The organism is Microbacterium sp. (assembly GCF_041641055.1).
Taxonomy (GTDB): domain Bacteria; phylum Actinomycetota; class Actinomycetes; order Actinomycetales; family Microbacteriaceae; genus Microbacterium.
The window spans coordinates 139,844-161,153 of record NZ_JBEPZB010000006.1 but is presented as its reverse complement, the minus strand read 5'-3'; the positions used below and the strand labels follow the sequence as shown (position 1 = coordinate 161,153).

Here is a 21,310-nt window from a genome sequence, read left to right as displayed (position 1 = left end):
CCCCGTCGGTGGGCCGGGCGACTCCGCCCGGCCCACCGCATCCCGCACACTTCGGAAGGAGCTGTCATGAGCACGACGGCGACGAGGACGATCGTCACGGGCACGAAGCCCGGACGCGGGCGGACGCTGCACAGCGGACGCCGCCCAGAGGACGACCTGGAGCGACCTGGCCAGCGTGCGCGACTGCGCCGCGAGACCGCGACGGGCTACGCGTTCCTGACGCCGTGGCTGATCGGGTTCTTCGGCCTCACGGCCGTGCCGATGATCTACTCCCTGTACCTCTCCTTCACGAAGTACAACATCTTCCAGCCCCCGAAGTGGATCGGACTGGACAACTACGTCCGCCTGTTCACGAACGACCCGAACTTCATCCAATCGTCGCAGATCACGCTCGTCTACGTGTTCATCGGCACTCCGATCACCCTCGCCGCGGCGCTCGGGGTGGCCATGCTCCTGAACTACCGCGAAGAGGGCGCCGGCTTCTTCCGCTCCGCCTTCTATGCGCCGTCCCTCATCGGCGGCTCGGTCTCGGTCGCGATCGTGTGGCGGGCGATGTTCTCCTCCGACGGTCCGGTCGACAGCGGCCTGCAGATCTTCGGCGTCGACATCGGCGGGTGGATCGGCAACCCCGGACTCGTCCTCCCGATGATGATCCTGCTCGCCGTCTGGCAGTTCGGATCCACGATGGTGATCTTCCTCGCCGGCCTCAAGCAGATCCCGAAGGAGCTGTACGAGGCGGCCGAGATGGACGGTGCGAACGCGTTCCGCCGCTTCACCGCCGTCACCATCCCGATGCTCTCCCCGGTGATGTTCTTCAACCTGCTGCTCGGCCTCATCGGCGCCTTCCAGGTGTTCGCCTCGGCGTACATCATCTCGAACGGCACCGGCGGCCCCGCGGGGATGACCAACTTCATCACCGTGTACCTGTACAAGCGAGGATTCTCCGACGGGCAGATGGGCTACGCGGCCGCGATCGCGTGGGTGCTGCTCATCGTCGTCGCGATCATCGCCTTCATCCTGTTCCGCACCCAGAGGTCGTGGGTGCACTACTCGGGAGACGACCGATGACCACCACCGAAGCCGTCGTCACGGCATCCGCTCCCTCCTCCCGTCCGCGCGTGAAGCGCAAGACGTGGCAGACCGTCATCTGGTTCATCGGTCTGCTGGTCCTCACGGCCGTCGTGCTCTACCCGCTGCTGTGGCTGTTCCTGTCGACGTTCAAGCCGAACTCCGAATTCGGACAGAACCCCGGCCTCCTGCCTCAGGCGCCGACGCTCGACAACTACGGCAAGGTCATGGAGGGCATCGCCGGAGTGCCGATGTGGCGCTTCTTCCTGAACTCGCTGATCCTGGCGGCATCCGCCGTCGTCGGCACTGTCCTGTCGTCGGCGCTCGCCGCATACGCGTTCGCCCGGGTGCAGTTCAAGGGACTCGGGGTGCTGTTCGCGGCCATGATCGGCACGCTGCTGCTGCCCTTCCACGTGGTGATCATCCCGCAGTACATCATCTTCAACCAGCTCGGCTGGGTCGACACGTTCATCCCGCTGATCCTGCCGAAGTTCCTCGCCACCGAGGCGTTCTTCGTCTTCCTGCTCGTGCAGTTCATCCGTCAGATGCCGCGCGACATGGATGAGGCCGCGCGCATCGACGGTGCGGGGCACCTGCGCATCTTCTGGTCGATCATCCTGCCGCTCATCAAGCCGGCGCTGATCACCTGCGCGATCTTCTCGTTCATCTGGGCGTGGAACGACTTCCTCGGTCCGCTGCTCTACCTCACGAGCCCCGAGAACTATCCGCTGCCCATCGCGCTGCGGCTCTACAACGACCAGACCTCGTCGTCCGACTACGGTGCGACGGTCACGGCATCCTTCGTCGCACTCGTGCCGGTGCTGCTGTTCTTCGTCGTCTTCCAGCGCTTCCTCGTCGACGGCGTCGCGACGCAGGGACTGAAGGGCTGACCGTGTCCGTCATGAGCGAGGAGCGTCGTGCGCGACGGGCGGCCACGCGCGAGGCGCGCTCCGGTGCGGGACCCACGGTCTCGGGCGTCGAGCCGGGAGTCAACCCCGGAGCGTCCGCGAAGTTCGGCCTCTTCGGCGAGGTGCTCACGATCGGACTGATGATGACGGTCGTCGCGCTCGGCGTCGTCACCCTGCCGATCGCGCTCGCCGCCGGCATCCGGCATCTGCGACGGTTCGTCGCGGCCGAGGACTCCCGCGCCGGACTGTTCTGGGAGGACGTGCGCGCCGGCATCCTGCCGTCCCTCGTCGTCGGCGTGCCCGCGGCTGTGATCGCGGCGGTGCTCACGATCGACATCGTCGTCGCCGGCTCCGGTGCACTGCCCGGCGGTCAGGCGATCGCCGTGGTCGGCTGGGCCGGTCTGCTCGTCCTCTGCGTCGCCCTGCTCGCCGCGGCCGGCGCCTGGTCGCCCGCGCTCGGCTGGATCGGAGCGGTCCGCGCGGTGCCGTCCATCGTGCGGGCGGATGCCGCAGGCGCCGCGTACCTCGCGGCCGCAGCCGTCTTCACGGGCGTCGTGACCTGGGCTCTCGCACCGCTGTTCATCGCCGGGATCGGCTGCGCGGCGCTCGCCGTCGTCGCCGTGCCCGCGCGTCGTAGGCGCGGAGTGCACCACGCAGGATGAGAAGGTAGTCGTTGGCGCACGAGCGCGGACGGACGGAGGCACGCCATGGCGGTAGGGGTGAAGGACGTCGCTGCCGCGGCCGGCGTCTCGGTCGGCACCGTCTCGAACGTGCTCAACCAGCCGGAGCGAGTCTCTGCGCGCACGGTCGAACGCGTGCAGCGCGTCATCCAGGAGCTCGGCTTCGTGCGCAACGATGCGGCCAGGCAGCTGCGCGCGGGTCGTAGTCGCAGCATCGGTCTCGTGGTCCCAGACATCGGCAACCCGTTCTTCGCCGAGGTGGTGCGCGGCGCGGAGGACAGAGCCGCGGATGCCGGCATGACCGTGCTGCTCGGCAACAGCGACGAGCGCGACGAACGCCAGGTCGCGCACCTCGAGCTGTTCCAGGAGCAGCGGGTCAACGGCGTGCTGCTCACCCCCGCCTCGGACGACCTCGCCGCCGTGCACCGCTTCGCTGCCGGCGGGATGCCGGTGATCCTCGTCGACCGCGAGGTCGAAGAGGGCGTGCTGCCCTCGGTCTCGGTCGATGACGTCGAGGGAGGGCGGCTCGCGGCCGAGCACCTGCTCTCAGGCGGTCGGCGTCGACTCGCTTTCGTCGGCGGGCCTTCGTCGGTGCAGCAGGTCGCCGATCGTCTGCGGGGAGTGAGAGCTGCGGTCGCTCACCATCCGGACTCCTCCCTGGAGGTCTTCGAGCAGTCGGCGCTGACCGTGCTGCAGGGCCGCGCCGCCGGTGAGGCGATCGTCGCACGCCCGCAGGAGTCGCGTCCGGATGCGGTCTTCGCCGCGAACGACCTGCTCGCGGTCGGGCTGCTGCAGGCCTTCAGCTTCGGCTCGGGCATCCGCGTGCCGCAGGACATCGCCATGGTGGGCTACGACGACATCGACTTCGCCTCAGCGACCGTCGTGCCGCTCAGCTCGGTGCGCCAGCCGGCGCGGCTGCTCGGGTGGACGGGGGTCGACCTGCTGCTCAAACAGCTCGACGGGGTGGATCACGACCGTCGGGTGCGGTTCCAGCCGGAGCTCGTCGTGCGGGAGTCGAGCGGAGGCCAGGACTGATCCGTCCGCTGCGATCACCGATTCGTGGCTGCTCCCTGAACCCGTTATGATTGCAGGGTGCATCCGTTCTTCACGGTCCGGATGCCTGGAGACGTCGCATAGTCCGGCCGAGTGCACCACCCTGCTAAGGTGGAGTCCCCTCACGGGGACCAGGGGTTCAAATCCCCTCGTCTCCGCAGTGAAAATCCCCGCCTCGGCGGGGATTTCTCGGTTTCTGGGCTGCCTGGTGTCGTCCGGCGAATGCCCGAGACTCGGATCAGCGGCGTCCGCCGATGATCGCGGTCGCGATGGCCACCACGATCATCACCGCGCAGAAGCTCATCAGCGCCACGGCGAGTGTCCACTCCATCGGTCTTCTCCTCGGTCGACGACCCCCGCATCGTGCGGGGGCACATCTGTAGAGACTGCGAAACGCGCGATATGTTACGCGGCGGCCCATTTTCTCCGGATCTCGCGGTCCTCCCCGCTCGGGTCGACCTCACCGACTCCCTGGCGGTACACCCCTCGTCAGGGACTCCCTTGCGCCGCACGACGCCGCCAGGCTGAAGGGGCCGGTGATGCCTGGCCCCGATCGGGATCGGGTTCGCACGAGGGAGAGGAACCGTGATGAGGACCAGAGCGATGATGGTCACCGCAGTGCTCGCCGCCGCCGTGCTCGCGGGCTGCGCGGCAGCGCCGCAACCGGCGGAGACGTCGGGAGCCCAGCCCGCCCCGGACCCGTCCGCGGCGGGGCCGACGCCCGACGTGAGCGCGCAGGACGCGCCCGCGCAGGACGCGGTCGTGGGAACGGTGGTGAGGTTCGCCTCGGATAGCGCGTCGGTCGATGTGACGATCGACCAGGACACCCCGGCGGTGCGCGACTTCCTCGCGCTGCTTCCGCTCGAGCTGGAGTTCGAGGACCTCGGCGGACGGGAGAAGATCGCGTACCTGCCGCGTGCGCTGGACATCGGCAGCTCAGCGGGATCCGATCCGGAGGACGGGGATCTCATCTACTACACGCCGTGGGGCAACCTCGGGTTCTACTACGACGCCTCCGGGATCGGGTACTCCGAGGCGACACTGCACATCGGAACGTACGAGGCCACCGCCGACGAGCTCGCCCTGCTCGAACAGGGCCGAGTCACGATCGAGATCGTGAGATAGACGCCTCTCCTTCGCCGCTCGACGGCAGGTGTGGACGTGCTCGCGGACCCCATGTCGCATGGCCTCGATAGAGTCGACGCATGACTGCGACGAAGGTGTTGTTCATCGGTGGAACGGGGATCATCTCCTCTGCGGCGAGTGCGCTCGCCGCATCTCGGGGCATGGAGGTCACGCTCCTGAACCGCGGGCAGTCCCGTCGGGCCCCGGCCGAGGGTGTCGAAGTGCTCACTGCTGACATCTCGGACGATTCGGCGGTGGATGCGGCACTCGCCGGGCGTGAGTTCGATGTCGTCGCCGACATGATCGCGTTCACCCCGGACCAGGTCCGGCGTGACATCGATCGCTTCGAGGGTCGTACCGGGCAGTACGTCTTCATCAGCTCGGCATCCGCGTACCAGAAGCCCGTCTCCCGTCTGCCGATCACCGAATCGACGCCGCTGCGCAATCCGCACTGGCAGTACTCCCGCGACAAGATCGCGTGCGAAGACCTGCTGACCGCGGCGTACCGCGACCGCGGTTTCCCCGTCACGGTGCTTCGCCCTTCGCACACGTACGACAAGTGGACGATCCCGGCGTTCGGAGGGTGGACGGCGATCGATCGCATCCGCCGCGGTGAGGAGATCATCGTCCACGGCGACGGCACCTCGCTGTGGACCCTGACCCACTCCGATGACTTCGCGGTCGGTTTCGCCGGACTGCTCGGCAATCCGCTGGCGTACGGCGACACGTTCCAGATCACCAGCGACTTCGTCTACACCTGGAACGAGATCTACTCGATGCTCGGGCATGCCGCAGGAGCCGAGCCGAAGATCCGCTACGCGACGAGCGCGGCGATCGAGGAAGCGGCTCCGCAGCGCGCCGGTCAGCTCACCGGCGACATGGCGCACTCGGTGATCTTCGACAACACGAAGATCCGTCGACTCGTGCCCGACTTCGCCCCGGTGATCCCGCTGCACACCGCGGCGCGCGAGATCATCGACTGGCATGACGCCCACCCGGAGCTCCAGCGCGTCGACCCCGAGATGAACGCCCTGTTCGACCGATTCCTCCGCTGACCGGTTGTGAAGCCTCGTCCCAGATCGCTGGGACGAGGCTTCACATCTGGCGGTCGCCGCTCAGCCGGCTGAGAGCACGGCGAGCACGTTCCCGGCGGGGTCCGTGAACCAGGCGATGTCCGGCCCACGTTCGGGGCCGCCCCGCAGGATCCCCTTCTCATCGGTGGCGAACTCCGAGTCGTCGTAGATCTTCGTCACGACTCCGCGCGCGTTCAGATCGTCCACCGCGGCCTCGACGTCATCCACGGGGAAGTTCAGGATCGTGAAGCTCGCGGGCGTGTGGTTCGGCTTCGCGTAGACGAGGATCGAACCGCCGTCGGGCAGCGCGATGTCGAGGAAGCCCATGGCGTTGGTGGTGACATCCATGCCGAGGGTGTCGCCGTAGAAGGTGCGAGCCGCGTCGATGTCGTCGACGCTGAAGCCGCTGAACGCATGTGTGGTCTGGAATGCCGTCATGCGATCAGCATGCGCCGGTCCGCGCGCGCTGTCCACCCCTACGGGCGCACCTGATTGACGAGAGAGTCGCCCGCGAGCAGGCGTCTGACGTTGTCGTCGACCAGTCGCGCGGCACCGACGGGTCGGTTCCCGGCGATGTGCGGGGTGATCAGGAGGTTCGGCGCGTCCCAGAGGGGGTCGGATGCCGGAAGCGGCTCGGACTTCATGACGTCGACGGCTGCCGCGCGCAGCTGCCCCGATTCGAGAGCGCCGATCAGCGCCTGCTCGTCGACAGTGGCGCCGCGGCCCACGTTCACGAACACGGCACCGGCCTTGAGTGCACTGAAGACCGTCGCGTCGAACAGATCCGCGGTGTCCTCGGTGGCGGGGAGGATCGACACGAGGACGTCGGTGTCGGCGAGGATCGCCGCGGCATCCGCATCGGCGTGCACGGGAAACCCCGAGCGCTCTCCCGCGGCGCGTGCGATGCCCTGCACCTCTGCACCGAGCGCCGTCAGCAGGGGAGCGAGGGTCGCGGCGATCGATCCGAAGCCCCAGATCGTGACTCTGGCCCCGGCGAGCGTGTGCTGCGCGCGGGTGCGGGGTGCGCTCTGCTCGTCGATGAACTGCTTGTCCCAGTGGTGATCGCGCTGCGCATCGCGCAGGCGGTCGAGCCGTCGTACGGCGCTCAGGATCAGCGCCAGCGCGTGCTCGGCGACCGGGCCGTCGTGCAGCGAGCGGCCGGAGCAGATGCGCACGTCGTCGCCGAAGCCGGCGCCCAGCACCACATCGGCTCCCGAGGCGAGAGCCTGGACGAGCCGGAGATCGGGCAGAATGCGGGCGGCCTCCTGCAGCCATGACGCGGAGTTGTGCCAGACGACGAGCACCTCCGCGTCGCGATGCTCGGTGGGGATCGGCTCGTCGATGTCGTAGACGACGCTCTCGACGTCGGCCGTCACCGGGAGCTCGATGGTGTTCGGGATCAGGATCTTCATGTGCGCCTCCACGTCACGGTCTCTCACTGCGGGGATTCTGTCGACTCACGCCACACGACCGTCAGCAGATCGGTCGGCCGCTCGGGTCCGTCGCCACCGCGGACGGCCGCGATGAGTCTCTGCATCGAGTACGCGCCGAGGCGCTCTCGGTCCTGCGCGACGCTGGTCAGCGACGGAACGAGGAACGCGCTCTGGTGCATGTCGTCCCAGCCTGTCACGGCGACATCGCCGGGCAGCCGCCATCCTCGGCGGGTGGCGGCTCTGATGGCGCCGGCGGCGATCACGTCGTTGGCGGCGATCACGGCGAGAGGCGGCGCATCGTCGGGCAGCGCGGCGATCGCGGTCTCACCCGCCGTGCCGCTCCAATCGCCCTCGGCGACGCCGAGCGATTCCAACCCGAGTCGCTCGACGGTGTCGAGGTAGGCAGCGCGCCTGGCGCGTGCTGAGGGGAAGTCCTCATCGCCGGCCAGGTGGAGGAAGCGGCGGTGGCCGTGCGTGGCGAGGTGCTCGATCATCTCGACGATCGGGCGTGCGTCGGTGAACTCCCCGGTCATATGCATGGCCTCGTCGAATTCGCCGACCGAGAGCACGACAGTGGCGCCGGCCGCCGTGTCGACCTCGGGCACCGGGGTGAAGGAGAGCACTCCCTCGTACTGGCCGGAGTCGACGACTTCGGACAGGCGTTGGGCGCGAGCATCGACCCCCTCGGGCAGACTGACGACCTCGACGACATACCCCTCGTCTCGCGCCGCGGCGATCGCGCCGGACAGGAGCGTGAGGGGGTTGATGGTGGCGATCGGCACCACGACCGCCAGACGCCCGGTGCGCTGCGTGCGCATCGAGCGGGCGGCGAGGTTCGGCCGGTAGTTCAGCTCGGTCGCGGCGCGGAGCACCTTCTGGCGTGTCGCCTCCGAGATGCCGGTGCGTCCGGTGAAGACGAAGGAGACGGTCGACTGCGAGACCCCGGCGAGGTGGGCCACGTCGTGGCTGGTCGGACGCTTCTCCACGGCATCCTCCTCTCGGGCTTGACGGAACGCGGCGGCGTATCGATAGTATCTACTACGTCTTAGTAATACGTAGTAATCCGAGAATCGACTCAGTGAGGAGTGCAGCATGCGCAAGGTCGGGATCATCGGCACCGGCGGCATAGCCGACGCCCACATCGCCGGGTATCTCGCCTTCCCGGAGGAGTGCGAGATCACAGCGCTCGCGGACGTGGTGCCGGGCAAGGCCGCGCAGAAGGCGGCCGACCTCGGGCTCGTCGGCGCGGTGGCGTTCGACGACCCCCTGGAGATGCTCGCTCGGGCCGACCTCGACCTGGTCAGCATCGCGACGCCTCCCTCGACTCACGCGGCCCTCGCGATCGCGGCACTCGACGCCGGCATCGACGTGCTCGTGGAGAAGCCGATGGCCCCCTCGCTCGAGGAGTGCGACGCGATGCTCGCCGCTCAGGAGCGGTCGGGCAGGATGCTCTCGGTCGTCGCGCAGAACCGGTTCCGCGACGACCTCGCCGCGCTGAAGGACGTCGTCGACTCCGGCCTCCTCGGCTCGATCTCGCACGTCGACGTCGACTCGGCCTGGTGGCGGGGGCTGGCCTACTACGACCTCTGGTGGCGCGGCACGTGGGAGAAGGAGGGCGGCGGATGCACGCTCAACCACGCCATCCACCACATCGATCTGCTGCTGTGGCTGCTCGGCCGTCCGACCGAGATCACCGCGATGCTCGCGAACGCGCAGCATGACAACGCCGAGGTCGAGGATCTCTCGGTCGCGATACTCCGCTACGACCGGGCGCTCGCGCAGCTGACCAGCTCGGTCGTGCATCACGGCCAGGAGCAGGGCATCGTGATCCAGGGGGCGAACGCTCGCGTGTCCCTGCCCTTCGCCGTGGCAGCGGAGCGTGCACGGGCAGATGGGTTCCCGGAGGACGGTGGGGACCCCGACGTCGTCTCTCGCATCCGCGCTCTGGTCGAGGGGCGCACTCCGCTGACGCACGTCGGCCATGCGGGCCAGATCGGGGATCTGCTGGCTGCGATGCGGGAGGGGCGGCGTCCGATCGCCGACGGTGCGGATGGCCGGACTGCCGTCGAGGTCGTGACGGCCATCTACCAGGCCGGGTTCGAGCGGCGGTTCGTCTCGCTGCCCATCGCCGCATCCGATCCCTACTATCGCGCCGGTCACCTCGTCTCGGTCGCCCCGCACTTCTTCGAGAAGAGCACGTCGCTGATCGAGGCGGCGTCATGACCGCATCCTCCTTCCCCGGAGGCACGTCGCTGTCGCATCTCGACGTCTATGCGGATGCCGCCGCCGACGGGGTCTGCGGCGGCAGCCCGCACATGCATCTCGTCTCGACAGAGGCCTACGTGGTGATCGCGGGCCGTGGGGCGCTGCAGTCGATCGACGCCGACGGGTTCCGCGAGACACCGCTCGCGCCGGGCGCCGTCGTGTGGTTCACCCCCGGCACGATCCACCGAGCCGTGAACCACGGGGACCTGCAGGTGGTCGTGCTGATGAGCGACGCCGGGCTGCCGGAAGCAGGCGACGCCGTGATGACCTTCCCCGCCGACATCGTCGCCGACGCCGCGGCCTACGCGGCCGCAGCGTCTCTGGGCGACTCGGACGGCCGGGCCGAGCGCGCCTCGCGTCGCCGTGACCTGGCGGTCGCCGGCTTCGAGGCGCTGCGGGATGCCGTTCTCACCGGTGACCGCACCGAGCTCGACGCCTTCCATCGTGCCGCCGGTGCGCTGGTGCGCGACAGGGCGGGAGGATGGGGCGACCTCGTGCGCGCGCGTCCGCTCGCCCAGGCCGAGCGATCTCTCGAACTCGCCGAGTCCGTGGCATCCGGCTCCGTCCTCCACCTCGCCGACGCCCGCGTGCACGAGGCCGTACCCTCGGTGGGGGAGCGGGGATTCGGGATGTGCGGACGACTGCGCACCTACGACCTGAGCGACGAGGAGACCGACCGATGACCCGCGACTACACCTTCGATCCGCTGCCCGAGCCTGTCGTCGGCCCCGGCGAGTTCGTCTTCGCCGCCGTGGGGCTCGACCACGGCCATATCGTCGGCATGGTCGAGCAGCTGATCGAGGCCGGCGCCACCCTCTCACTGGTCTTCGACCCGGATCCTGTGAAGGTCGCGGACTTCATCGCGCGATTCCCGCAGGCACGCGCGGCCGCGAGCGAGCGCGAGGTGCTCGACGATTTCGACGTGCGGCTGGTGGCGAGCGCATCCATCGCGAATCAGCGCGCTCCGCTCGGGGTCCGCGTGCTCGATGCGGGCAAGGACTTCTTCGCCGACAAGCCCGCGATCACGACGATGGAGGATCTCGCGGCCGCGCGCGACGCCGTCGACCGCACCGGTCGGAAGTTCGCCGTGTACTACGGCGAGCGGGTGCATTCCGAGGCGGCGATCCTCGCGGGACAGCTGATCGATCAGGGGGCGATCGGCCGGGTGCTCCAGGTCGCGTCGTTCGGTCCGCACCGGATCGGCTCCGGGCGACCGGACTGGTTCTACGATCCTCAGCAGTACGGCGGCATCATCTGCGACATCGGCAGTCACAACTTCGAGCAGATGCTCCACTACACGGGCGCGGCGTCGGGCGAGATCGTCAGCTCCACGGTGGCCAACTACGCGCATCCCGAGACGCCGGGCCTGCAGGATTTCGGCGACGCGCACGTCGTGCTCGACAACGGCGCGACGGGCTACGTGCGCGTGGACTGGTTCACCCCGGCCGGGCTCGACGTGTTCGGGGACGGGCGCACGGTACTGCTTGGCACCGACGGGTATATCGAGCTGCGCAAGTACACCGACATCACGACCGACAACGGCGGCGGACAGGTGCTGCTCGTCGATCAGGACGGGCAGTTCCGCTTCGACGCGACCGGGAAGACCGGGTTCCCCTTCTTCGGGCAGCTGATCCGCGACTGCCTCGACCGCACGGAGCATGCGATGACCCAATCGCACGCGTTCGCTGCGGCAGAGCTGAGCATCATCGCGCAGCGCGACGCCAGGGTGCTCGCCGGCTGACGGCATCCGGTCCCTCGCGCTGAGAAGGAGATCTCCCACGCTGACGGCATCCGGTCCCTCGCGCTGGCGGCATCCGGTCGCTCACGCTGAGAAGGAGATCTCGCACTCCGAAGGTCGATTTGAGTCAGAATCTCCTTCGTTGCGTGAGATCTCCTTCGCTGCCCGCGACAGGTTTCGCAGAAGGAGAACTCCTGCGCAGCGTGAGATCTCCTTCGCTGCACGCGACAGGATGCTGTCAGTCGACGAGCGCGGCGGCCTGGCGTGCGGCGCCGAGCGCGACGTACTCGCCGGGCTCCGGCACCTCGACGGACAGCCCGAGCACCTCGGGCGCGATCCGTCGCACGGCCTCGGACTGCGCGCCGCCGCCGATCAGCAGAGCTCTTCCGAGCGGGATGCCGAGCGCCCGCAGCGCGTCGAGGCCGGCGCCGAGCCCGCGCAGCATCCCCTCGACGGCAGCCCTGGCAAGGTTCTCCCTGGTCGTCGAGGCGAGCGTCATGCCGGTGAGGGATGCGGTGGCATCCGGCAGGTTCGGCGTCCGCTCGCCCTCGAAGTAGGGCAGCAGCGTCAGCCCGCCCGCGCCCGATTCTGCCCGCAGCGCCAGATCGCTGAACTCGGAATGGTTCACGCCCAGCAGCGCCGCTGTCGCGTCGACGACGCGCGCGGCGTTGAGTGTCGCGACGAGCGGCAGGAAGTTCCCCGTGGCGTCGGCGAATCCGGCGACGGTCCCGCTCGGGTCGCCGACCGGGTCCGTACTGATCGCGCACACCGTGCCGGAGGTCCCGATCGACACGACGACGTCGCCGGGGGAGGCGCCGAGTCCGAACGCCGCCGCGGCGTTGTCACCCGCACCGGGACCGACCCGTCGCCCTGCGGCGTCCGTCACCGCCTCGTCATGCGCGAGCACGCGGGGAAGCACGACGTCGTGGCCGAGGGCGGCGACCAGCAGCTCGCGGTCGTACTCCCCGGTCCGCGGATTCCAGTAGCCGGTGCCTGACGCATCCGACCGGTCGGTGACGAGCTCATCGAGCGCGGGGTCGTCCGGTCCGAAGCCGCGCAGCCGCCAGGTCAGCCAGTCGTGCGGCAGCGCCACGGCGGCCACTCTCGCCGCGTTCTCCGGCTCGTGATCGCGCAGCCAGCGCAGCTTCGTGATCGTGAAGGATGCCACGGGAACGAGACCCGTGCGCTCCGCGAGCACATTCGCGCCGAACTCGTCGATGAGGTCCTGCGCCGCACCGGCGGAGCGGGTGTCGTTCCACAGCAGCGCGTCGCGGATGACGCGACCGGACTGGTCCAGTGCGACGAGTCCGTGCTGCTGTCCGCCGATAGACCAGGCGGCGATGTCGTCGAGTGTGCCGGCGTCGCCGATCGCCGCATGCAGCGCGTGCCACCAGGCCTCGGGGTCGACGGACGTCCCGTCCGGATGCGACGCCCGGCCCGAGCGGACGACGGATCCGGTCGCGGTGTCGACCACCACGACCTTGCACGACTGGGTCGACGAGTCGACCCCGAGGACCAGCGCCACGGCCGTCAGCGAGCGCCGAGCAGGTGCTCGGTGGCGAGCTGCTGCAGGCGGACGAAGCCGAAGCCCTTGCCGCCGAAGTAGGCGTCCGCGTCGAAGTCCTCGTAGGCCGAGCGGTCGGCGAGGAAGTCGTCGTACGTCTCACCCGGATTGAGAGTCGGCGTCGAGAGCTCATCGACGCGGGCGGCGGCGAGCGCCTCCTGCACCTCGGGGTCGGCGCGGAACGCCGCGGCGCGCTCCTTGAGCAGCAGGTAGGTGCGCATGTTGGCTGCGGCGGACTCCCAGACGCCGTTCTCGTCTTCGGTGCGGCTCGGCTTGTAGTCGAAGTGGCGGGGGCCGTCGTAGGCGGGCACGCCACCGGGGCCTCCGTTCTCGAGCAGATCGACGAGCGAGAACGCGTTGTGCAGGTCGCCGTGGCCGAACACGAGGTCCTGGTCGTACTTGATGCCGCGCTGGCCGTTGAGGTCGATGTGGAAGAGCTTGCCGTGGAACAGCGCCTGCGCGATGCCGGCGGTGAAGTTGAGCCCGGCCATCTGCTCGTGGCCGACCTCGGGGTTCACCCCGACCAGTTCCGGACGCTCGAGCGAGTCGATGAACGCGATCGCGTGCCCGAGCGTCGGCAGCAGGATGTCGCCGCGGGGCTCGTTGGGCTTCGGCTCGATCGCGAAGCGGATGTCGTATCCCTTGTCGGTCACGTAGTCGCCGAGCAGGTTGACGGCCTCGCGGTAGCGTTCCAGAGCCTGACGGATGTCCTTGGCGGAGTCGTACTCCGCTCCCTCGCGGCCACCCCACATCACGAACGTCTTGGCGCCCAGTTCGGCGCCGAGGTCGAGCTGGCGGAACACCTTGCGAAGGGCGTAGCGGCGCACATCGCGGTCGTTCGAGGTGAAGCCGCCGTCCTTGAAGATCGGTGCGCTGAACAGATTGGTGGTCACCATCGGCACGACGAGACCCGTGTCGGCGAGTGCGCCCTTCAGGCGGTCGATCTGGCTCTGGCGCTCGGCATCCGTCGACCCGAAGGCGAAGAGGTCGTCGTCGTGGAAGGTCAGGCCGTAGGCCCCGAGCTCGGCGAGCTTCTCGACGGCGTGCACCACGTCGAGTGCGGGCCTCGTCGGTCCGCCGAACGGGTCTGCGCCGTTGTAGCCGACGGTCCAGAGGCCGAAGGAGAACTTGTCGTCGCGAGTGGGAGTGGGCATGGCTGCTCCTGTGCAGGTCATCGGATAAGTTGTGCTTCACAACATATCTCATGACACGGGGGTCGTCCAGCCCTTACAGTGAAGGGATGCCGTCCTCGCCGACTCCCGCACCGGGCACCCGTGCGAACAATCTCGCGCGTGTCCTGCGCCTCGTGCACGAGGACGGCGCGCAGTCCAGAGCGGCGCTGACCGAGCGCACGGGACTGAATCGCTCGACCATCGCCGACCTCGTGGCAGAGCTGGTGCGGCGGGGGCTCGTCGACGAGCGTGTCCCCGATGTCGCGGGTCGCGTCGGACGACCGTCTCCCGTCGTGACGGCGTCGGCGCAGGTCGTCGCCGTCGCGGTGAACCCCGAGGTGGATGCGATCGAGATCGCCGCGGTGGGGCTCGACCGCAGCATCCTCGTCCGCGAGCGCCTGCTGAACGAGGCGCTGCCCACTCCCGACGCCGTGGCCGCGACGATCGTCGATCGGATCGCCGCCTGGCGACGCGGTCCGCTCGCCGGTTCCCGGGTCGAAGCGATCGGGATCGCGGTGCCGGGGCTCGTCCGCTCCTCCGACGGAGTGGTGCGCAACGCCCCTCACCTCGAATGGGCCGACGTGCCGCTGGCCGAGCTCGTTGCGACCGCGACCTCGCTGCCGACGGTCGTCGACAACGATGCGACCCTCGGAGCCATCGCGGAGCACCGGTACGGCGCCGGCCGTGGCATCGACGACATCGTCTACCTCAACGGCGGGGCGTCGGGCATCGGCGGCGGTCTCGTCATCCACGGTCGGCCGGTCGCCGGCGCCGGCGGATACGCCGGGGAGTTCGGCCAGAACCGCCCGCGCATCTCCGCCGACGAGGACCGCCGCACCGCCGACGGCGTGCTGGAGGCGGAGGTGAGCCGTCGGCTGCTGCTCGACGCGGTGGGCCTGGAGGCTGCTGACGACGAGACGCTCGACACCGCGCTGTCTGCGGCCGAGTCGTCGACGGTCACCGAAGAGATCACCCGGCAGTCGCACGTGCTCGCGAGCGCGCTCGCGAACGCTGTGAACGTGCTCAACCCCGCACTCATCGTGCTCGGAGGGTTCCTCGCGACCCTCGTGGAGCTGCGCGGTGCGCAGATCGCGGATGCCGTCGGCGATCTCGCCATGGCCGAGAGCGCCGAAGGGCTGCAGATCCGGCAGGCGGCCCTGGGCGCCGACCGTCTGCTGATCGGTGCGGCGGAACTGGCTTTCGCCGACCTGCTCGCGGATCCGGGCGAGCGCAGCTGATCCTCGCGGAGCTGATCCTCTCGCGAGGATGATCGGATCGGACCGGAGAAGTCGGGTGGGTGGCCCTGCGCGGTCGGCACGATGGTCAGGAAAGGAGGATCCCATGATCGGAACGCTCAACGCCCTGGTCGATCTCGTCGAGACCGACCGAGCGGAGGACCTCGACGTCGGCGGGTTCGCCCGCGCGCACGGCACGACCGAGTACCACCTGCGGCGGATGTTCTCCGCGCTGGCGGGCATGCCGCTGTCGGAGTACGTCCGTCGTCGGCGGATGACCCTCGCCGGTGCGGAGCTCGCAGCCGGGGCCCCGCACATCCTGGATGTCGCGGTGCGCCACGGATACGGCTCGATCGAGGCGTTCGGTCGGGCGTTCCGTGCCGTGCACGGCATCGGTCCCGCCGACGCGCGACGAGACGGGGGTCCTCTCCGCACACAACCCACGCTCCGGTTCCGCCTGAGCGTCGAAGGGAGCATCCCGATGGACGTCACCATCACCACCACCCCCGAACTGGTCCTCGTCGGCCACGCCGCACGGGTTCCGCTCATCCATGAGGGAGCGAATCCGCATATCCAGGCCCATATCGCCTCGATCCCGCCGCAGGAGCACTCCAGGCTCAAGCAGCTGAACGATACGGAGCTGCGCGGCATCCTCGCCGTGACCGCCGACGTCGCTCCCGACGCCCCGGAGGGCACCGAGCTGACGTATCTGCACGGCGTCTCGCTGCGGCCGACGACGCCGGTGCCGACGGATCTCGACGTCCTGCGGGTGGAGCCGGGGGCATGGGCGGTCTTCGCCGCCACCGGTCCGTTCCCCGAGACGCTGCAGAGCCTCTGGGCGGCGACGGCGACCGAATGGTTCCCGTCCAATTCGTGGCGACTGCGCCCGGGGCCGTCGATCGTCCGCTATCTCGAGTTCACCGGCATACACGCGTCGTGCGAACTGCGGCTGGCGATCGAACCGGCCTGAACCCGGTCGAGTGGCGGCGCGAGACGCGCCGCCACTCGATGTCGGGCGTCCGTGCCACACTGTGCCGACAGCCTGCGGTTCGGCGACGGTCCGCTGCGGTCCGCCCGGGAGAAGGAGACACGATGGCGATCGATCCGAAGAAGACGATCGATGCGTATCGGGCGAAGGCGGGCGAGTTCCGCGTCCTCGATGTCCCCCCGATGCAGTACCTGATGATCGACGGCGCCGGCGACCCGAACAGCTCGCCTGCGTATGCGGACGCGGTCGCCGCGCTCTTCCCGATCGCGTACACCCTGAAGTTCGCGAGCAGGGAGCAGCTGGGCATCGACACGGTCGTCATGCCGCTGGAGGGGCTCTGGCACGCCCCCGACATGGAGTCGTTCACCTCGCGGCGCGACAAGTCGGCCTGGCTGTGGACGCTCATGATCCTGGTCCCCGACCATGTCACCCCCGCGATGTTCGCGTCGGCGGTCGACACGGTCGAGGCGAAGCTCACCGCGAAGAAGAAGTCCTCGTCATCGCTGCGCTCGGTGCGACTGGAGACCCTCGCCGAGGGGCTCTGCGTGCAGACGCTGCATGTCGGCTCGTACGACGACGAGGCGCCGGTGCTCGAGAGGTTGCACCACGGATTCATCCCCGAGAGCGGACTGCGGATGACGGGTCTGCACCACGAGGTCTATCTCAGCGACGTCCGACGGGTCGATGCGTCGAAGCTGCGCACGATCCTGCGACAGCCGGTCGAGCGCGTCGTCTGACTCCTGATGTCCATTGCGTTCCGACCTCGTGTCGCGCAAGCCCCCTGAGGAAGATCCTCGCGGTCGATATCCTGCACAGATGAGTACCCCCAAGGACGCCGCGCGCACGGCGCAGCGCTCCGATTCCTTCCGCCGTATCGCACGCGCCGGCTTCGTGGTCGTCGGGATCGTGCACATCATCATCGGTGCCATCGCAGTGTCCATCGCCTCGGGCGGCGGCGGGGATGCCGATCAGGACGGCGCGATGGAGCAGATCCGCTCGACGCCCGTCGGCGGACTCCTGCTCGGTGTGATCGCTGTCGCGCTGATCGCGCTCGCCGGCTGGCAGATCGCGAGCGGACTGCTCGCTGCGGGCAAGGAGGCCCGCAAGTGGGGGATGCGGATCAAGCTGATCGGCATCGCGGCCGCATACCTCGTGATCGCCGGGCTGGCGCTGATCTTCGCATTCGGCGGGCACGTCGAATCGGAGCAGACCTCGCAGACCCTGAGCGCCGTCGTGCTCGCGGCGCCCGGCGGCGTGGTGGCGCTCATCATCCTCGGTCTCACCGTGGGCGGGGTGGGCATCGGCTTCATCGTGATCGGATTCACCCGCGGATTCGAGAAGACCATGGACGTGCCCGAGGGGGCGTCGCGACCGGCGATCGTCGGTCTCGGCGTCGCCGGCTACATCGCGAAGGGTGTGGCGGTGGCGGTCACGGGAGTGCTCTTCATCGTCGCGGCGTGGACGCAGGACCCGCAGAAGGCGGCGGGACTGGATGCCGCGCTGCGCAGCCTCATCGATCTGCCGCTGGGGCGCGCGATCCTCTGGCTCGTCGGAGTGGGCCTCGCGATCTACGGCGTCTTCTCCTTCGTCCGGGCGCGCTTCGCCCGGATGTGAGGCGCCGCGGCTCAGGCGGTCGCCGGCTTCTCGCTCCACACGAGCAGGAACGCTCCGAGTCCGATCATCAGCCCGCCGCCGGTGGCGCTCATCGCCTCGAGGCGGCGAGGTGAGCGGCCGAACCACTCGCGTGCGCCGCTCGCGAGGAGCACCCAGACGGCGTCGCACGAGACCCCGATCGCGACCACGATCGCGCCCAGGACGAACAGCTGCATCGGCACCGAGCCCGCGTGCAGGTCGACGAACTGGGGCAGGATCGCGAGGAAGAAGGCGATCGATTTCGGGTTCGTGACCCCGACGACGAACCCTTCGCCGAGCAGACGGACACCGGACCGCTTCTGCGGAGCGCCGGCCACTGCGGCCGCCGCATCCCTCCGATGCCTGATCGCCTGGATGCCGAGGAAGACCAGGTATCCGGCGCCCAGCACCTTCACGATGGTGAAGAGGACGATCGACTGAGCGACGACGGTTCCGACCCCCAGAGCGACCCCGACCACCAGCACGATCGAACCGAGCGCGGTGCCCAGGATGCTGAGGAACCCGCCCATGCGGCCGAGCGCCATCGCCCTTCCGATGGTGAACAGCACCGTCGGCCCGGGGATCACGACCATGATGAACGCCGCCACGACGAAGGCGGCGAGGGTCTCGATGCTGAACATGCTGTGAGCCTACGGCTCCCCGACACGATCCGATCAACGGAATATCGGTGCCCCCGTCATAAAACTCCCCCACTCGAGTCTGGATATATGACGGGCAGCCTCGGCCACCTGTCTTGCACTGGGGACTGGACGCAATTTTGGGGACAGGCGATCGCATCGCCGTCTCGTCGTACACGGCGGGCGGAGGATCGCCGGAATCGGGACGCACATGAGCACTCGCTCACATCGACGGGGGACGCCACCCCGCACTGCTGCCGCTCGTCGACGGGCGATCACGCGGCTGCTCGGCCTTCTCGCCGTCGCGGGCGTGCTGGTGGCCGGAACGACCTTCGCTCCCGACTCGGGCATGACGGCCGCGGCCACGGTGCCGGGGACTCCGGGGACGCCGCAGCCCGGTACGCCCGTCTACACCGAGAACTTCTCGAACCAGAGTGCCGCATTGGTGCCGATCAGCATCCTCAACTACACCGGTGGACCGGCGGCCGCGAACTCGACGTACACGGCATCGACGCAGTACACGCCCGCGGGCAACCAGTGCAACGGCTGGGTCATGAGCGGCGCGACGCCGACCGTGCCGGTCAGCGACCTGGGTTGCGCCAACAACGCCACGACGACCTGGCCGGGGCTGCAGCAGATGGCGCGCGCACTCGGTGTGGCCCAGGGACAGACGACGGCCCAGGCCGCGACGAATCAGGTGCTGACGTCGTACACGAACTCGCCGACCGGTGCCATCGCCGCCGGAACCCAGTTCCGCACCGTCAACACGATCCCCGCCGTCGGCGGGCACTACTACGCGGTGTCCGCCTACTTCGCCGCTGTCAACTGCCCTGCGGCGGGGGGTGCGAACCAGCCGAAGGAGACCTTCAGCCTCATCGTGAACGGCACGCCGACCGTGCTCAGCGCCGGCCTCAATCCGTGCACCAACAGCACGGTCTGGGAGACCCAGACGGCGAAGCTCCAGTCCGCGGCGTACCAGGTGCCGGTGGGGACGACCGCGAACCTCGGACTCTCGCTGTTCAACGCGACCGCGACGGGATCGGGCAACGACGTCGCCTTCGATCTGCCGCAGATCGTCGACGTGACGCCCCAGCTCGACAAGGCGTTCAGCCCGGCGGTGGTCACCACCGGCTCGACCTCGAAGATGACGCTGACGGTCACGAACACGAACGACCTGATGGCCAAGAACGACTGGTTCATCACGGATGCCCTTCCGACCAATCTGAAGATCGCGGCCGTGCCGAATGTCGGCGGCACCTGCGTCCAGCGCACCGGCGCCCCGTACGCGGTCACGGCGCCGGCCGGCGGCACGACAGTCTCCGTCAGCGGCGGCGACCTCGCCCTCAACCAGGCGTCCTGCACGATCACCGTGGACGTGACGTCGACGGTCAACGGCACCTTCGTCAACGGGCCCGCGAACATCACGACGAATCTGAACCCACCCCAGAACGCATCGGTCGAGTTCATCAAGCCGTCCATCGACCTGGTGAAGACCTCGAACATCGCCGACTACGACTCCGTCGGGGACATCGCCACGTACACGTTCGTCGCCACCAACACCACTCCGAAGGCGGTCACGAACACGGTCGCGAACACCAGCCTCACCAATGTGAAGATCACCGAGGACTCGTTCTCGGGTATCGGCGACATCAGCACTCTGGTGTGCGACAAGCCCGCCCCCGTCACGCTCGCGAGCGGGGCGAAGCTGACCTGCACGGCGACCTATGTCGTGCAGCAGGGCGACCTCGACAACGCACCGCTGACGAACGTGGCGCGTGCCACGGGCACTCCGGTCACGGGCCCGAACGTCACCGACACCGACGACGAGATCATCCCCGCCGTGTGGACTCCGGCACTGCTGCTCGACAAGACGGCGTCGATCGTCGATGTCGACCAGGACGGGGCAACGGGGCTCGGCGACCACCTCCGGTACGCCTTCGACGTCACCAACACCGGCAACGTCACGGTCGCAGGAATCACCGTGGTCGACGACCGGCTCACGCAGCGCGGCATCACGGTGACCTGCGCTCCGACCACGATCGCACCGACCCAGATCGCACATTGCGTCGCGAACGCCCCGTACGTCCTCACGCAGGCCGACGTCGATGCGGGAGAGGTTCTGAACACGGCCCACTCGACCGGCACCGATCCCGACGGCGGGCCCGTGCGCTCCAATGACGACAGCACCCGAACGCCGGTAGAGGCGTTCCGGATCCCGCTGCAGATCGAGAAGATCGGTGAGTCGAGCGACGACACGTGGGTGCGCATGGACGGCTCGTCCTTCGCGATCCTCGACGACGTGAACGGCGAGCCGGGCACGACGCTTCCCTTCACGCTCGACGACGTCGAGACCGGACTGTTCCAGATCGACGGCATCCCGGCGGGCACCTACTGGCTGAGCGAAGTGACCGCGCCCGACGGATTCGCGCTGCTGGCCGCTCCGGTGAAGTTCGTCATCAACGCCGACCGCACCGTGAGCATCGTCTCGGGCGGAGGCGAATCCGTCACCGCCGCCGGACAGCTCATCACCGTGCGCGATGTCCCCGCGATGCTCCTTCCGACGACCGGAGGATCAGGGCCCGCGCCCTACCTCCTCGCGGGCTCCCTCACCGTCCTGCTCGCCGGTGGATTGGCCTTCCGCATCCGCCGTCGACGTGTCCGCGCAGAGACGCACGATCCGCAGGGCTGATCTGCACGACCCGACCATCACCAGCTGAACACCTGCCAGGGAGACCTGG

The 21,310-nt window shown here is 68.8% G+C and carries 20 protein-coding genes and 1 tRNA gene; 15 read left to right on the top strand and 6 right to left on the bottom strand.

The genetic code is table 11. From position 1 onward, the window contains the following. Positions 1-66 precede the first annotated feature (66 nt). The 7 genes from ACESK8_RS06195 (at position 67) to ACESK8_RS06165 (ending at position 5,889) form a co-directional block, all read left to right on the top strand. On the top strand, positions 67-1,068 hold the full coding sequence (locus ACESK8_RS06195; protein ID WP_372967773.1) for a carbohydrate ABC transporter permease: 1,002 nt from the start codon (positions 67-69) through the stop codon (positions 1,066-1,068). Further along, positions 1,065-1,958 carry a carbohydrate ABC transporter permease gene (locus ACESK8_RS06190; RefSeq protein ID WP_372967772.1) on the top strand — a complete coding sequence of 298 codons (894 nt, stop codon included), beginning with the start codon at positions 1,065-1,067 and terminating at the stop codon, positions 1,956-1,958. Before ACESK8_RS06195 ends, ACESK8_RS06190 begins: the two co-directional genes overlap by 4 nt. 11 nt (positions 1,959-1,969) lie before the next feature. Beyond that, positions 1,970-2,638 (top strand): hypothetical protein, encoded by a 669-nt coding sequence (locus ACESK8_RS06185; RefSeq protein ID WP_372967771.1) that lies wholly within the window; start codon positions 1,970-1,972, stop codon positions 2,636-2,638. Positions 2,639-2,683: 45 nt separating this feature from the next. Beyond that, complete coding sequence (locus ACESK8_RS06180) at positions 2,684-3,691, top strand: LacI family DNA-binding transcriptional regulator (RefSeq protein ID WP_372967770.1); 1,008 nt, start codon at positions 2,684-2,686, stop codon at positions 3,689-3,691. 87 nt (positions 3,692-3,778) lie between these two features. Further along, positions 3,779-3,867 (top strand) — tRNA-Ser (locus ACESK8_RS06175). Positions 3,868-4,312: 445 nt separating this feature from the next. Then, entirely contained in the window at positions 4,313-4,834 is a 522-nt protein-coding gene (locus ACESK8_RS06170; protein WP_372967769.1) for a cyclophilin-like fold protein, read from the top strand. Positions 4,835-4,914: 80 nt separating this feature from the next. Continuing rightward, positions 4,915-5,889 (top strand): NAD-dependent epimerase/dehydratase family protein, encoded by a 975-nt coding sequence (locus ACESK8_RS06165; RefSeq protein ID WP_372967768.1) that lies wholly within the window; start codon positions 4,915-4,917, stop codon positions 5,887-5,889. Between the two features lie 60 nt (positions 5,890-5,949). On the opposite strand, the gene ACESK8_RS06160 is transcribed toward ACESK8_RS06165, so the two are convergent. Genes ACESK8_RS06160 through ACESK8_RS06150 form a run of 3 tightly spaced genes read right to left on the bottom strand, consistent with a single transcriptional unit; the run spans position 5,950 to position 8,326 of the window. Then, positions 5,950-6,345: a VOC family protein gene (locus tag ACESK8_RS06160; protein ID WP_372967767.1), complete on the bottom strand. Its 396-nt coding sequence runs from the start codon at positions 6,343-6,345 to the stop codon at positions 5,950-5,952. A gap of 38 nt (positions 6,346-6,383) precedes the next feature. Beyond that, positions 6,384-7,346 carry an NAD(P)-dependent oxidoreductase gene (locus tag ACESK8_RS06155; protein WP_372967766.1) on the bottom strand — a complete coding sequence of 321 codons (963 nt, stop codon included), beginning with the start codon at positions 7,344-7,346 and terminating at the stop codon, positions 6,384-6,386. Next, positions 7,343-8,326 carry a LacI family DNA-binding transcriptional regulator gene (locus tag ACESK8_RS06150; RefSeq protein WP_372967765.1) on the bottom strand — a complete coding sequence of 328 codons (984 nt, stop codon included), beginning with the start codon at positions 8,324-8,326 and terminating at the stop codon, positions 7,343-7,345. Before ACESK8_RS06150 ends, ACESK8_RS06155 begins: the two co-directional genes overlap by 4 nt. A 106-nt stretch (positions 8,327-8,432) precedes the next feature. Here ACESK8_RS06150 and ACESK8_RS06145 point away from each other — a divergent pair, with 106 nt between their 5' ends. The 3 genes from ACESK8_RS06145 to ACESK8_RS06135 are packed head-to-tail and all read left to right on the top strand — an operon-like array spanning position 8,433 to position 11,346. Continuing rightward, a complete protein-coding gene (locus ACESK8_RS06145) occupies positions 8,433-9,563 on the top strand; it encodes a Gfo/Idh/MocA family protein (RefSeq protein WP_372967764.1) in 1,131 nt (376 codons plus the stop codon). Beyond that, positions 9,560-10,288 carry a cupin domain-containing protein gene (locus ACESK8_RS06140; protein WP_372967763.1) on the top strand — a complete coding sequence of 243 codons (729 nt, stop codon included), beginning with the start codon at positions 9,560-9,562 and terminating at the stop codon, positions 10,286-10,288. The genes ACESK8_RS06145 and ACESK8_RS06140 overlap by 4 nt, the downstream gene beginning before the upstream one ends. Further along, positions 10,285-11,346: a Gfo/Idh/MocA family protein gene (locus ACESK8_RS06135; RefSeq protein WP_372967762.1), complete on the top strand. Its 1,062-nt coding sequence runs from the start codon at positions 10,285-10,287 to the stop codon at positions 11,344-11,346. The genes ACESK8_RS06140 and ACESK8_RS06135 overlap by 4 nt, the downstream gene beginning before the upstream one ends. 235 nt (positions 11,347-11,581) lie before the next feature. Here ACESK8_RS06135 and xylB read toward each other — a convergent pair whose 3' ends face one another. After that, the gene (gene xylB / locus ACESK8_RS06130) at positions 11,582-12,868 is read right to left on the bottom strand and encodes a xylulokinase (protein ID WP_372967761.1); all 1,287 of its coding nucleotides are present in this window, start codon (positions 12,866-12,868) and stop codon (positions 11,582-11,584) included. Between the two features lie 5 nt (positions 12,869-12,873). Next, a complete protein-coding gene (gene xylA / locus ACESK8_RS06125) occupies positions 12,874-14,061 on the bottom strand; it encodes a xylose isomerase (RefSeq protein WP_372967760.1) in 1,188 nt (395 codons plus the stop codon). Between the two features lie 86 nt (positions 14,062-14,147). Here xylA and ACESK8_RS06120 point away from each other — a divergent pair, with 86 nt between their 5' ends. The 4 genes from ACESK8_RS06120 (at position 14,148) to ACESK8_RS06105 (ending at position 17,916) form a co-directional block, all read left to right on the top strand. Beyond that, a complete protein-coding gene (locus tag ACESK8_RS06120; protein ID WP_372967759.1) occupies positions 14,148-15,317 on the top strand; it encodes an ROK family protein in 1,170 nt (389 codons plus the stop codon). A gap of 103 nt (positions 15,318-15,420) precedes the next feature. After that, positions 15,421-16,284, top strand: a complete 864-nt coding sequence (locus ACESK8_RS06115) for a GyrI-like domain-containing protein (RefSeq protein ID WP_372967758.1) — start codon at positions 15,421-15,423, stop codon at positions 16,282-16,284. 122 nt (positions 16,285-16,406) lie between these two features. Further along, the gene (locus tag ACESK8_RS06110; RefSeq protein ID WP_372967757.1) at positions 16,407-17,039 is read left to right on the top strand and encodes a GyrI-like domain-containing protein; all 633 of its coding nucleotides are present in this window, start codon (positions 16,407-16,409) and stop codon (positions 17,037-17,039) included. A 79-nt stretch (positions 17,040-17,118) separates the two neighbouring features. Next, complete coding sequence (locus ACESK8_RS06105; RefSeq protein ID WP_372967756.1) at positions 17,119-17,916, top strand: DUF1206 domain-containing protein; 798 nt, start codon at positions 17,119-17,121, stop codon at positions 17,914-17,916. Positions 17,917-17,927: 11 nt separating this feature from the next. Here the strand turns inward: ACESK8_RS06105 and ACESK8_RS06100 are convergent, their stop codons facing one another. Next, positions 17,928-18,575 (bottom strand): LysE family translocator, encoded by a 648-nt coding sequence (locus tag ACESK8_RS06100; RefSeq protein ID WP_372967755.1) that lies wholly within the window; start codon positions 18,573-18,575, stop codon positions 17,928-17,930. A 208-nt stretch (positions 18,576-18,783) separates the two neighbouring features. On the opposite strand from ACESK8_RS06100, the gene ACESK8_RS06095 reads away from it, so the two are divergent. After that, positions 18,784-21,261: a prealbumin-like fold domain-containing protein gene (locus tag ACESK8_RS06095; RefSeq protein WP_372967754.1), complete on the top strand. Its 2,478-nt coding sequence runs from the start codon at positions 18,784-18,786 to the stop codon at positions 21,259-21,261. Positions 21,262-21,310 lie beyond the last annotated feature (49 nt).

Coding starts and splice junctions, on each gene's coding strand:
- ACESK8_RS06145 (WP_372967764.1), top strand. CDS start 8,433: ATGCGCAAGGTCGGGATCATCGGCACCGGCGGCATAGCCGACGCCCAC.
- ACESK8_RS06165 (WP_372967768.1), top strand. CDS start 4,915: ATGACTGCGACGAAGGTGTTGTTCATCGGTGGAACGGGGATCATCTCC.
- ACESK8_RS06170 (WP_372967769.1), top strand. CDS start 4,313: ATGATGGTCACCGCAGTGCTCGCCGCCGCCGTGCTCGCGGGCTGCGCG.
- ACESK8_RS06100 (WP_372967755.1), bottom strand. CDS start 18,575: ATGTTCAGCATCGAGACCCTCGCCGCCTTCGTCGTGGCGGCGTTCATC.
- ACESK8_RS06140 (WP_372967763.1), top strand. CDS start 9,560: ATGACCGCATCCTCCTTCCCCGGAGGCACGTCGCTGTCGCATCTCGAC.
- ACESK8_RS06105 (WP_372967756.1), top strand. CDS start 17,119: ATGAGTACCCCCAAGGACGCCGCGCGCACGGCGCAGCGCTCCGATTCC.
- ACESK8_RS06115 (WP_372967758.1), top strand. CDS start 15,421: ATGATCGGAACGCTCAACGCCCTGGTCGATCTCGTCGAGACCGACCGA.
- ACESK8_RS06185 (WP_372967771.1), top strand. CDS start 1,970: ATGAGCGAGGAGCGTCGTGCGCGACGGGCGGCCACGCGCGAGGCGCGC.
- ACESK8_RS06110 (WP_372967757.1), top strand. CDS start 16,407: ATGGCGATCGATCCGAAGAAGACGATCGATGCGTATCGGGCGAAGGCG.
- ACESK8_RS06160 (WP_372967767.1), bottom strand. CDS start 6,345: ATGACGGCATTCCAGACCACACATGCGTTCAGCGGCTTCAGCGTCGAC.
- ACESK8_RS06180 (WP_372967770.1), top strand. CDS start 2,684: ATGGCGGTAGGGGTGAAGGACGTCGCTGCCGCGGCCGGCGTCTCGGTC.
- ACESK8_RS06135 (WP_372967762.1), top strand. CDS start 10,285: ATGACCCGCGACTACACCTTCGATCCGCTGCCCGAGCCTGTCGTCGGC.
- xylA (WP_372967760.1), bottom strand. CDS start 14,061: ATGCCCACTCCCACTCGCGACGACAAGTTCTCCTTCGGCCTCTGGACC.
- ACESK8_RS06190 (WP_372967772.1), top strand. CDS start 1,065: ATGACCACCACCGAAGCCGTCGTCACGGCATCCGCTCCCTCCTCCCGT.
- ACESK8_RS06195 (WP_372967773.1), top strand. CDS start 67: ATGAGCACGACGGCGACGAGGACGATCGTCACGGGCACGAAGCCCGGA.
- ACESK8_RS06095 (WP_372967754.1), top strand. CDS start 18,784: ATGAGCACTCGCTCACATCGACGGGGGACGCCACCCCGCACTGCTGCC.
- ACESK8_RS06120 (WP_372967759.1), top strand. CDS start 14,148: ATGCCGTCCTCGCCGACTCCCGCACCGGGCACCCGTGCGAACAATCTC.